Here is a 13,332-nt window from a genome sequence, read left to right as displayed (position 1 = left end):
GGAGAGAAGGAATGAAGTTTTCTCATTCTTGGCGTCGGTATAGAAAAGCGATACTGGCGCTTTTCTTCTGTACTTCACTTACAGCTGCACAGGCTGTTGATTTCATGCCTGTCAATGATGTAACTACAGGTATGGAAGGCATTGCAAAAACTGTAATTGTAGGAGATACCATTTCTACCTTTGATGTAAAGGTACTTGGTGTCATGAAGGATAAGGGACCATCTGGTCATCTTATTTTAGCGAAGTTCTCTGGTCCTGTTATGGAAAAAACAGGCGGCATCGCTCATGGCATGAGTGGTAGTCCTGTATATATAAATGGTAAGCTCGTTGGTGCTGTTGCTTATGGCTGGGGCTTTGCAGATGGTACGATTGGGATGATTACCCCTATCGAGGATATGGTGAAATTATGGAATATTCCATATGAGAAGAACTTATCCAAACCATGGGATGATAAACAATTGATCCCTCTTGGCACGCCACTTATGGCTTATGGCTTTGATGCAGCATCCATGGATTACTTCAAATCCAAGTTGCCACAATATAAATATGAAACATATGATACGGCTAGTGCTAGTGGTGATGAAATTGCTAAACCTCTAGAAGCCGGTGGTTCTGTAGCAGCATTACTAGTTGATGGTGACCTAAAACTGGGGGCCATTGGTACTGTTACCTATGTAGATGGGGAAAAGATTGTTGCCTTTGGTCATCCATTCTTAAAACATGGCTCCTCAAACTACTTCATGCATAATGCAAGCATCTTTACAGTAGTTAAAAGTTATGATGCTGCTTTCAAATTGGGCTCTATGGGCAAGGAAGTTGGCTCTGTAACTGAAGATAGAGGTGCTGGTATTGCAGGTGTTTCTGGTGTGATTTCTCCAGGGATCCCTATGCGATTCCATTTGAAAGACCTTGATATGGGGCGTGATAAAACTAGCTCTGTTAAGGTTATTGAAGATAGTGAGATGACACCGACTTTAGCGGCTACATCTCTATATAACATGTTGAATAAAACGTTGGATCGTAGTGGCGCTGGTACGGCTACCATTTCTTATACAATCACACCAAGAGGTAAAGAGCATAAACCGTTGACGCGAACTAATATGTTCTATAGCTCTGACTCTATCTCTGAGAAGGCTGTTGATGAGTTCTATAATGTTATCGACGTTCTTATGAATAACCGATTCATTAATTATGAAATTTCTGACATCTCTGTAGAAACTGAGGTGACACAAGATAAGAAAACAGCTAAGCTTGTTGATGCCTCTGCATCTTCAACCATTGTTTCCCCTGGTGATACAATCGTTGTAGATGTAACGTTGGAGCCGTTCCGCGGTGAGAAGGTCGTTAAACAAATCTTCTTTAAGGTTCCTGAGGATCAAGCTGTTGGCAAGTATACCTTAGAGGTGCGTGGGGGCGGTGAAATCCCATTACCTTATGTATTAGAAAAGCAAAAATATAATTTAACTGATGAAATTTTACGTCGCTTAAAAGTTCATAAAGATTTTAATGAACTTTATGATGAAATTCAAAAGACTGATACAAATAATCAAATCGTTGTAGAGTTTTTAGAAGATGGCATTAGTCTTGTTGATGAAGATGGTTCCCAATCTGTTAAAAAAGCTAAACTTAAAGATGTGGAATCAAAACCTATGCCAGGGGATGTAAAGAAAAAAACAGGTCAAGAAGATTTGAGTTCTAGTAAGGACGATGATAATCAAATAGAAAAAACTGCTATTGATACGGAATACATCGTTCAAGGTGATGGTCAATTTACAATTCATGTTATGAAACCAGCCGATCGCGATAAAGCATTAGCTAAACGCGTAAAAGAAGTTAAAAATCAAAGCAAGATGGAACATAAATTAGAATTGGAAGACCAATCCAAAAAGGATAAATCCAGTAAAAAAGATGTGAAAAAGTCTGATAAACAAGATGTGAAAAAATCTGATAAACAAGACCAAAAAACACCTGATAAAAAGGATGAATCTAAAGTAAATGATACTAATGCAGCTGAATAAGCTGAAAATGTAAGGGGAAAGGGCTAAACTGTTGAATTGGCTAGAATCGATAGGACGAGCTGTAATGAACGGCCTATCACAGATGGGGAGTGCTACATTATTGGTGTGGCACACAATTAGACAACTGAAAATGATTAATCTGTGGCATGTGTTTCAGCAGATGGCTCACTTAGGCGTAGATTCGTTGCCGATTATCAGTTTAACGTTACTCTTTGCTGGTGCAGTTATGACCTTACAGATTACAGATGTATTGATTACATATGGTGCACAAAGCACTGTAGGTGGTCTTATGGCTGTTGCTATGGGACGTGAATTAGGTCCCATCTTAGTAGGGGTAGTACTAGCTGGCCGTGTTGGCGCTGCCATCACGGCTGAAATTGGTACAATGAAGGTAACCGAACAAATCGATGCGCTTCGTGTTATGGCTGTCGATCCTATTGGTTATCTTGTGGTACCTCGTGTAGTAGCATGTATGATTATGGTGCCTATATTGGCGTTTTATGGTGTAGTAATTGGCATTGCAGGTGGTTACTTTGTGGCTACTGCAATTAAGGGTTTAGCGCCAAGTACCTATTTAGATTCTATTCAAATGTTTTCTACTATTTCAGACTTCACATTAGGCTTAGTTAAGTCCAGTGTGTTTGGTGCTGTTATTGCATTGGTAGGCTCCTATAAGGGGATGGAAACTAAAATGGGCGCAGAAGCCGTAGGCTTTTCCACAACTAGTTCTGTAGTAACTAGTATTATTTTAGTATTTGTATTAAATTACTTTTTATCTACCTTGTTATATTAGTAGATACGCTAGAGGGATTTATGATAGAACTACGCGATGTTGTAGTTGCCTATGAGTCACGTGTGATTTTAGACTCCATTAATCTCACCATTGATGATGGGGAGACGTTAGTCATATTAGGTGGTAGTGGCAGTGGTAAAAGTACATTGCTTCGATTATTAATTGGCTTGCAGCGCCCTACATCGGGACAGATTATTGTAGATGGCACAGATATTACAACATTATCTGAAGATGAATTTAATACAGTACGAAGAAAAATGGGGATGGTATTCCAATACTCTGCTCTGTTTGATTCTATGTCGGTAGGCGAAAACGTGGCCTTTGGCTTACGTCAACATACGGACTTAGGCGACGATGAGATACGACGCATTGTAGCAGAGCGACTAGATTGGGTCGGTTTGAAAGGGTATGAATCCTATATGCCTAACGAATTGTCAGGCGGTATGAAAAAGCGCGTTAGCTTAGCTCGCGCCATAGCGCTAGACCCAAGCTTAATCCTCTATGATGAACCTTCATCCGGCTTGGATCCTATTACATCTGGTACGATTAGTATGCTCATTAAGGGGATGCAACAACGGCTTGGTTGTACTTCTATTGTAGTAACACATGATATGCAATCCGCGTTTTACGTGGCAAATCGCATAGCTTTACTTGATAAGGGGAAATTTGTGGAAATTTCTGATACAATAGACTTTAAGAATTCTACAAATAAAAAGGTACAACAGTTTATTCATGGTGAAGCAGAACCAATTAATGTATCTGCGATGGGAGATGTGTAATGAAGTGGACGACGGAGGCCAAGGTAGGGGCTTTCACAATAATAGGTATAGCTCTATTTATTGCGGGAATACTTTTTGTAGGTCGCATTGATATATGGGCTAAGCCACAAATGACGATTATTGGCGATTTTGCTCAAGTTAATGGCCTAAAAAATGGCAATCAAGTTAAATATTCAGGTGTGGCCATCGGTAATGTCTCTGATATCGAGATTACTCCGCATGGTGTTGTAGTAAAAATGAAGCTTGATGAAAAAACACAAATTCCAAGTGATTCTACGTTCACATTGGGATCAGATGGTTTTTTAGGTGATAAATTTATTCAAATTTCACCAGGTCAATCTAAGGTGTTTTTACAAGATGGTGACTCTGTTAAGGGCGAAGGTGCAGACGCTATGGATAAAGCGATGCAAAGTGCTCAAAAGTTAATGGATGGTACCGAAAAAATGTTGCAATCTATCAATAATATTATTGGTGATCCAGCAACGCAAAATGCACTTAAACATTCCTTGCAATCTACTGCGACGATGGCTGATAATGCTGTAGCGATTACACAAAATATGGCTGATGTAACGGCACAGCTAAATCAAGCTGCTCAACAATTTAATGCAGATGGTAATGCAGGCAATGATATGCGTGCTATTTTGACTAACTTAAAACAAACTACGGATCGTGTAGATAATATGGCTCGTTCTATGGAGTCTACTGTAACTGATCCTAAAGCACAGGAAAATATTAAGGAAACATTACATAATACGGCACAGATTTCAGCTCGCATCAACAAATTGATGGGTGGTAAAGCATATCAAACTGATGCAAGTGGAAATGTAGTAGATGGAAATAATGTTGAAAAAAAGTCATCTACTAAAGTTGAGCCTTCTGTAGATTTGTTATATAACACAACAGATGATGAATTCCGCATCAATGGTCGTGTTCGTGCTTATAATGATAAAGGTATGGCTGAGCTTGGCCTTTCCAATATCGGCGATGGCACTAAATTCGATTTAAATGCAGGTCGATTCATTAGCTCTAAATGGCTAGTACGGGGCGGTATTTTTGAAAGTGAATTAGGACTTGGCGTTGACTATAATTTACGTGGTCCAGTTTCATTATCCGCAGCGGTATATGACCTTAACAATCGCAAATATCGTATTCGTAGTGATATACGTTTACATAAAGATACTTATGGGGTTATTCAAATGACCAGACCGTTCGGTTCCACGAATGGTGGTACCTACTTTGGTATCAAACAAGTATTTTAAAGACTAATACATTCACTTTAGGTGAGTATGGAGGTACATATTATGAATAAAAAGGTTTTATCCTTAGGTGTAATGCTCTCCTTAGCTACTACAGGTGCAATGGCTGCTGATGTAGTTACAACTTCCGTTAATAATGGAGACCAATTAAGCAAATATCAAAAAGAAGCGATTCAATTAACACAAAAGCAATTAGCCGAAAAATCTGTTCAAGATAGTAAAACATATGAGAGCAAATTGGACCTCGATGAGACTCGTACCATAGAGTTGGCGTTGGCGAATAACCGTACAGCAAAACAAACTAAATGGGGCTATGAAGCTGCTAAATCTGCAGTGAGCCAAGTAGCAGCAGGCAAGAACCCTAGTGTAAGCTATGGTTGGTCTGCTCAAAAAACAGGCGGTGACACTGGCCGTGGTAAATCTGGTAGTCATAACTTCTCCATTAGTGCTCCTGTATTTAATCCTCAACTCGATGCAAGTATTGATTCTGCACGTTATACTCGTGAAGGCACTGGCGCTAGCTATGAAGAAGCATTGCAACAAGCAAAATATGATGCTATTAGTGGCTACTATACATTGATCATGAATCGTAATCTTGTTGATGTGGCTCAACAAGCTGTTAAAGATTACCAAGGTCATGTAACAAATGTGCAAGCTCAATATAATGTTGGTTTGGTAGCAAGTTCTGATGTATTGGCTGCTAAAACAAATCTTGCTGATTCTGAAACAAATCTTGTAAAAGCACAAAATTCTGCAAATTTAGCAGAGGCTAGCTTGAATCAAGTCATTGCATATCCTGTACAAACAGCTATTAATACAGCAGAACATGACTTACAATATAAACCTTACAATGTTACATTGGAACAAGCTAAGGCATATGCGTTGCTTCACCGTTCTGCCCTTGTAAAATCTGCGCTTGATGTAAAATCTGCAGAAGAGGCTGTAAAATCTGCTAAATCTGGCTACTTGCCAACGGTAGCTGTAAAAGCTGGTCGTGGTTACGCCGATCCAGATGGTTACTTCGGAACAAGCACAAAATCCTGGAGTGTAGGTGCTATTGCATCTTGGAGCTTATGGGATGGTGGTGCAACACAAAATGCAATTAAAAAAGCAAATGCACAACTTGAACAAGCGAAAGAGGCTAATTTAGCTACTGTTGATGCTGTATTATTAGCAGTACAAAAAGCATACTTGAACTTGCGTTCTGCAGAGCAAACAATTCAAAGCACTCAAACTGCAGTTGCTCAAGGTCAAGAAAGCTTCCGTATTGCTACACTTCGCTATCGTGCGGGGGTTGGTACAAACCTTGATGTACTCGATGCGGAAACTAAATTAACAGATGCTCGTAATAACTATGTACAAGCTCTTTACAATTACAATATTAGCATTGCAGCTCTTGAACAATTGACAGGTGTTCCATTGAATACTCCAGTTGGACAAGGCGCAGAAATTATTGCAAACAGTGGTGCAGCTGAACAATTAGCACAACTTGGTGGCAATCAATAACATAAAAAAGACGACTTGGGTCGTCTTTTTTTATGTGAAATATTTGATATACATAGATTCATCATATATTCTTATTTCTTTGTTAAGGTAATGGTTAAACGGATTCTCTATGTAGTTATTGTAGAAAATGATTAGCAAAAAATTATATTAGTTTTATAAAATTTACCCTTAAAATACTATAGTTATTACTGTGTGTGTGGTAAGATTAGTATATATATTTATTTTATTCATAATGTGTATGGGAGATCATTATGACCCGTAAAAAGTGGTGTCTCATAGGGGCTGCAATTTTAGGATTTTCTGCAGTTGGTGTTAGTATAAACCCTATAGCTAAGACCTATGTAGCACCTATGGTTAAAGAACAAGTAAATAATACCATAAACGGATCTGTGGACTATGATTCTCTTCGTATCAATTGGAATGGTGATGTAGTTTTATCTGATGTGGTGATTAAAGATCGGGATGGTCACTTAGTAGGGACGGCACAAGATGTAGCTGTTGGGGTTAAACTATCTGCATTACCAAGTATAATTGGGGGTAATACATCAGGGGCAACAGCTATATCGACTGTTACTGTAGAGGCACCTGATCTTCATATATGGCAATTGAACGATGGATCTTGGAGTATAGAAAAATTAGTAAAACCATCTGATCCGAATAAATCGGGTGGTTTTGATGGTGATATTACCATTAATAATGGCCATGTAGCGCTACGTACTAAAGATGGCATTAAACGCAATGTTGAAAACCTTGATGGTACCGTTGCTCTTAATATGAGTGGTATGTCCAAAGGGGCTTTTACTGCTGATGTAGATGGTTCATCTGTCCTTGTAAATGGCAAAATAGATATGGATGATGTGTCTAATTTTGATGTGTTTGTACAAGCTGATGAAATTGATACTGCTGGTATTATGAGCTTTGTTCCGTTGCGCAAAGATCTTGTTGTAACGAAGGGGAAATTACAAGATTTACATCTCAATATTAAAAGTGAAGATGGACAATATGTTATGAGTGGCAATGTAGGCTTTAAAGGTTTAACAGGCACTTTTAAGCGAGGCAATACGATGTATACCATTACTGATGGTGAAGGTCGTATTATGCTCAATCATGACCAAATTGTTATTAGCCATAGCTCTTGGCGAATCAATGATCAAGCGGCGAAGCTTAATGGTCTTATTACACTGGGGAAAGACGAAGAATATCTAAACCTTAATGTTGTAGCAGATAAGGTAAATCTAGAAGCCATTACCGATGTGGGGGTTACTGGCATTGTCGGTGGTCGTGCTCATATTGGCGGCACTACTGTAGCGCCGCGGGTGGATGCCACCATAGGTAGTGATGGTATTTCTTATAAAGGGTACCATGTGGACCGCGTGCAGGGAAATGTAGTATACGATAATGGATTGGTTCGCATCGATGATGCTCAATTATCTATTGGCTCTGGTAATGCTAAAGTTAAAGGTCAATACGTCGTAGATACAGGTGATTTTGACGCTGTTGCTAATGTTCATACCTTATCGTTGGATACTTTCACACAAGATTTGACGATGCCTATTACGGGAACTATTGATGGAGAAATCCACGTTTTGGGTAAGAATAATCAAGTTACAGATCTTGTAGGCGCTGTTCAGGGCCATCAGATTGGGGTCCGTGGTGTAGTGTTGGATTCTGTAAAAGCGGATCTAACCCATAGTGACAATCTTACCAATATAACTATGGTTGGAAATATGGGAACTGGATCCTTTAGTGGATATGGTTCTATTCAAAATGGTCAAGTGGATGCCACAATTTCTGGTAATGCGTTACCGTTAACATCACTTAGTTCAATCATAGGTGACGATGTTGCTGGTACTGTTAGCACATCTATTAATGTAAAAGGCGCCTTAGATAATCCTAATGTGACTGGTACTGTATGGGGGCAAGAGGTTCTCTATAAGGGTGCTCATTTTAATGATATTCATAGTGATATTACTTTAGACAATCATGTTCTAACCATTACCAATGGTCATATTGGTGACGGTAGTGGTGGCTATGATATTACCGGTTGGTATAATATCAATACTGACGCCCTAGATTTAAATGCTAAAGCTCGTGCTGTACGTATTGAAAATCTAATTCGTCCTGTAACCGATATTCCTATTACAGGATGGTTTGAAACTGATAACCATATAACTGGGACTGTAGCCAATCCTATTGTAGAAGGCCGAGCTCATTTATGGGATGGGTCTGCATATGGCAAACTTATAACTAACGCTTTTGCAAAGTATAACTATAAAAATGAAAGATTAGAATTTTATCGCTTTGATATTGAAGGTTATGGTGCGACCATTACTGGTGGCGGTACTGTATCAAAAGAAGCTATTAATATTGATTTTGAAGGTAAGAAAATCGATATGGGTAGATTGCTCATCAATACCGACTATAAGGTGGATGGTTTACTAGCAGGCCGTGGCACTATAACGGGTTCCATGGATAACCCTCAGTTTAATGGCTATATTTTATCAGATGCTTTATCCATTAATGGACAGCTATTGACGGATATTCATGGCCATGTTTATGCCGATAAGTCTGTTGTAAATGTACAAGATTTTTCGTTTGCTGAATCGAATGGTGGTCGTTATGTTGCTAAAGGTGGCATGAAGCTTGACGATAGCAAACAATTATTTGGCGTTTTAGATGTTACCAATGGTAGTGTAAAGAATTTGTTGGCATTACTAGATCGAGCCGATGAGCACCTCGATGGTCAATTGAATGGTTCCGTTGAACTTGGAGGTACGAAGGACAATCCAAGTGTTATTGTAAATGGTAAAATTAACGATGTTACTATTGATGATAAGGTTGTCGGTGATGCAACAATTGATGCTAGCCTAGCTAATCGTAAGTTTAAAATTACCACTTTAAAACTACCTGTTGGTGAGGGCCTCATTGCTATGGGTGGTACTTTGGATCTCGATGGGCAAGCTGATTTACAAGTAGCCTTAAAGGATGTCGACATAGTGCCATTCTTACCACTTGTAGGTAAGGATATTCAAGCAACAGGCTGGGTAACAGGTGTTGTGAATGTTACTGGAGAAACTAAAAATCCTAAGGTGGAATTATCTGGTGCAGTAGAGTCCGGTTCGTTCAATGGAATTGGTATTGATGAAGGCTTTGCGTTGGCTACAATGCAAGATCATGTCATTCAAATCCAACGTATTCAAGGCGCTAAAGGAGGCTATAAGCTCAGTATTTATGGTAAAATTCCATTGGCGGCTCTTTATACATCTGGTTATTTAGAAGCTAGTGATGCTAAATCTATGGATGTAACAATTGACTTTAACGAAGCAGATATGGCTGTTATTCCTCTTGTTACTACTAGTGTTAAAGATGCAACGGGGCCGTTAAAGGGTGCAATTAGGCTTACAGGGACTATAGACCAACCTGAGGCATACGGCACAGTATCTGTACGTAATGGTACTATGAAATTGGCCAATGTAGATAATGAAATTACTGGTATTGACGGAGATTTAATCTTCTCTGGACAACAAGGGGATTTCCAATCTCGTATCAATATGGGGAAAGGTAGTGCTGGTTTAGCTGCTAAGGTAAATTGGTCTGGTCATGAGCTTACCAACTATAAGGCTGCCGTTCAACTTGATGGACTCGATGTTCGTAGCGAATATGTGAGAGGCCCATTAAATGGTGAACTTTACATTGCGGAACGTGATGGATTACCTACCTTGATAGGTAATTTGGACCTAGAAAACATCCAATTTAAGATTCCTCTTTCCTTGCAGTCTAGTGAAAGTAGCACCAACATGGGTGTAGATGTTAATATTCATGCTGGCAAGGGCGTACGCTTATATGATCGAACTCTATATAACATGTTTATCGGTGGTGATGTTCATTTCGGTGGCACATTACAAAACCCAACTGCTAGTGGCCAGTTCGATGTTAAATCTGGTACGTTCAAATACTTAAGTCATGTATTTAATATTACGAAGGGGAATGCACACTTTGTAGGTGGTTCCTATTTACCAAACTTACAATTAGAGGCTGAAACGAATGTAAGCAACTACAATATTATGCTTGGTGTAAAAGGGACTGTAGACCATATGGATCTTACTTTGTCGTCTAATCCTAGTTTGTCTAGAAAGCAAATTATTTCCATGTTAACCTTTGGTCGTGGTGCAGATTCAAATAGTAGTACATTGACAAATGATGATGTGAATGCTGTTGCTACAGCAGGTTTACAAATGTTTGCCTTTGGCTATGTGCAAGATGCATTGCAAAATACATTAGGTTTAGATCGGATTAATATTACGACAGGTTCCATTGATCCTGATGAACCAACTAATAGGGCAACAGCAGGTAATTACAACATTGAAATTGGCAAGTATATTGTGCCAAAGGTAATGCTTACTTATTCTCAAGGTATCAATAATAAACAAAATAAATATGGTGTTGAGTATTCTGTAAAACGAAACCTCAAGTTTACTGCATGGCGTACATCGCAAGGAAACAATTATTTAGGTGGTCGTTGGACAAGAAGCTTCTAAGTTTATGGCTAGAGTGTGCAAATCCCATGGGTATGCACATTCTAGTCATATTAATTTCATAAAATTTGTTTAATATAGTACTCATTCCCAGTATTTTATGCTATAATAATAAAGATTTATTAGTCTTTATAAAACAAGATGTAAACTTTTTATGGGGATGAGTTCTAGGAGGAATTTATGTTTAAACCAAAAGCCTATAAAAGTATGCTTGCAGCATCTGTGTTGACTGCTGTCATGGGGACAGGCAGTGTATTTGCTGCAGAGGTACAAGCTGGCTATACTCCAGATTTAAATAACACAACAACAACTAGTGCAGCAACTACTAATGATGCTACTACTACACAAGCTGTTTACAATGCTGATGCAGCTACACCTGCAACAACACAAGATGAAACTGATGCAGCTATCTTAGCAGCTCGTGGTGATACAACTGTATCTAGCGATGGTACTGTAGTTAGAGGTTCTGACGGAACTGTTACAGTCAATAATGCTGCTTTGAAAACAGATGACAAACAAGTAAAAATGGTGTCTAAAACTACTGGTGGTACTGACCTTGATAAGGCTGCTGAAAATGGCCAAACTCAAGCTGTTACAACTGTAGAAGCTCAATATGTTACATCTGCTAATGCTGAGTCTATTAATCCATATGTAGGTAAATTGATTACTGGTTTATCTATCTCTGGTGTAACAGCTGAACAACAAGCACAATTATTGCCTATCTTGACAGAAAAAATCGGCGATGCTGTATCTGTTGATGGCGTATTTAAAGACGTAACTAACCTTGGTAATACTGGTTACTTCTCTGAAGTAAACCCTGTATTTACAACAGTACCTGAAGGCGTTAAATTGGACTTTGCTGTTACAGTAAATCCGATTACTACTGGCGTGGCATTCGAAGGTAATACAGTTTATACTTCTGAAGTATTGACTAAATTCATGGATCTTCAACCAGGTCAAGTTCTTAACTCTGTATACGTAGGCCAAAAGGTTCAAGGTATCAACGCAGCATACGCTCGTGATGGCTACATGTTGGCACACGTTGATGGTATTCGCGTAGATGACCAAGGCGTGCTTCATGTTCATATCGTAGAAGGTATTGTTGAAGATATCGTTCCTGCTGGTAACAAGAAAACTCGCGATAAAGTTATTACTCGCGAATTCGTTCAAAAGAAAGGTAAACCTTTCAATAAATTCTTGGTACGCCGTTCTGTAGAACGCGTATACAACCTAGGCTTCTTTGATGATGTAAATGTTCGCATGTTGCCAGGTGATCAAGACCCTAACAATGTAATCATTGAAATCGATGTTTTGGAACATAAAACAGGTACTATTACATTAGGTGCTGGTTACTCTAAATCTGATGGTTTGATGGGTATCATTGAATTTGGTGAAGATAACTTCCGCGGTACTGGTGATAAATTCAAAGTTCACTGGGAAATCGGTGGTAAGAAAAAATACAAAAACTACCAAATCTCTTACTTGAAACCTTGGATTGATAGCAAAGGTACATCCTTGGGCTTCTCCTTCTTCAACCGTGAAGATGAATACACAGATTATAACGAAGATGGTAATGAAGTAGCTGAATATAACAAGAAATCCCGTGGTTTCAACATTTCCTTCGGTCGTCAAACAGGGGAATATACACGTGATTACTTGACATTGGAATCTCGTAAAGACACTTATAAGTGGGATAGCGATGATAGCTCTGGTTATCGCTATGATACTGATGCTATTTCCAATACAACTGGTAGTGGCAATGATTGGAATAATACTAATCCAAGTACTGGTGGTAGTTGGAATTTTGCGTCTAATAATTATGTGAAAAATAACTTTGGCCGTATCAATTCCATTACATGGCAAAAGGTATACGATTCCCGTGATAATATTTATGAACCTACACGTGGTCGTCGTATTTCTTATACAGCACAATGGGCTGGTCATGGCTTAGGCGGTGACTTCGACTTCTACAAATTCACAGCTGAAGCACGTATGTATAAAAAACTAGTTGCTAAGAATGTATTGGCATTCCGCGCGCGTGGTGGTTTTATCCAAGGTGATGCTCCTTATAGCCAATTGTTCACATTGGGTGGTGCAGACTCCTTACGTGGTTACGAAGATGATCAATTCCGTGGCAAGTATATGTACAATGCTACATTGGAATTCCGCTTCCCAATCGTTAAAAAGGTTAGTGGTGTACTGTTCACTGATATCGGTGATGCGTGGGATGCACCAAATGTTACATGGTACAACAGCAAGAAAACATTCAACTATGGCGTTGGTGCTGGTGTTCGTATTACTACACCTATTGGTCCAGTTAAACTTGATTATGGCGTGGGTAAACATAAAAATAAATTCCACTTCAGCTTCGGCACACAATTCTAATATAGTAAATGTATATGGTGGAGGCCTCTTTTTTAAAGAGGCTTTCACCAATATCTCTAT

The 13,332-nt window shown here is 39.0% G+C and carries 7 protein-coding genes; all 7 read left to right on the top strand.

Annotation, left to right across the window (positions count from 1 at the left end):
• Window positions 1-11: 11 nt before the first annotated feature.
• The 7 genes from LKD20_RS04165 to LKD20_RS04135 all read left to right on the top strand — a co-directional run bounded on the left by LKD20_RS04165 (window position 12) and on the right by LKD20_RS04135 (window position 13,272).
• Window positions 12-2,018 (top strand): SpoIVB peptidase S55 domain-containing protein, encoded by a 2,007-nt coding sequence (locus LKD20_RS04165; RefSeq protein WP_005387254.1) that lies wholly within the window; start codon window positions 12-14, stop codon window positions 2,016-2,018.
• 31 nt (window positions 2,019-2,049) lie between these two features.
• A complete protein-coding gene (locus tag LKD20_RS04160; protein WP_039969447.1) occupies window positions 2,050-2,811 on the top strand; it encodes an MlaE family ABC transporter permease in 762 nt (253 codons plus the stop codon).
• Between the two features lie 20 nt (window positions 2,812-2,831).
• A complete protein-coding gene (locus LKD20_RS04155) occupies window positions 2,832-3,590 on the top strand; it encodes an ABC transporter ATP-binding protein (protein WP_227720991.1) in 759 nt (252 codons plus the stop codon).
• Window positions 3,590-4,849 (top strand): MlaD family protein, encoded by a 1,260-nt coding sequence (locus LKD20_RS04150; protein WP_227720990.1) that lies wholly within the window; start codon window positions 3,590-3,592, stop codon window positions 4,847-4,849. Before LKD20_RS04155 ends, LKD20_RS04150 begins: the two co-directional genes overlap by 1 nt.
• A 42-nt stretch (window positions 4,850-4,891) precedes the next feature.
• A complete protein-coding gene (locus LKD20_RS04145) occupies window positions 4,892-6,352 on the top strand; it encodes a TolC family protein (RefSeq protein WP_227720989.1) in 1,461 nt (486 codons plus the stop codon).
• 251 nt (window positions 6,353-6,603) lie between these two features.
• On the top strand, window positions 6,604-10,890 hold the full coding sequence (locus LKD20_RS04140; protein WP_227720988.1) for a translocation/assembly module TamB domain-containing protein: 4,287 nt from the start codon (window positions 6,604-6,606) through the stop codon (window positions 10,888-10,890).
• A 177-nt stretch (window positions 10,891-11,067) separates the two neighbouring features.
• The gene (locus LKD20_RS04135) at window positions 11,068-13,272 is read left to right on the top strand and encodes a BamA/OMP85 family outer membrane protein (RefSeq protein WP_227720987.1); all 2,205 of its coding nucleotides are present in this window, start codon (window positions 11,068-11,070) and stop codon (window positions 13,270-13,272) included.
• Window positions 13,273-13,332: the final 60 nt, after the last annotated feature.

This window comes from Veillonella fallax (genome assembly GCF_020687175.1).
In the GTDB taxonomy this organism is placed as follows: domain Bacteria; phylum Bacillota; class Negativicutes; order Veillonellales; family Veillonellaceae; genus Veillonella; species Veillonella fallax.
This window is presented reverse-complemented; position numbering and strand designations above follow the sequence as displayed.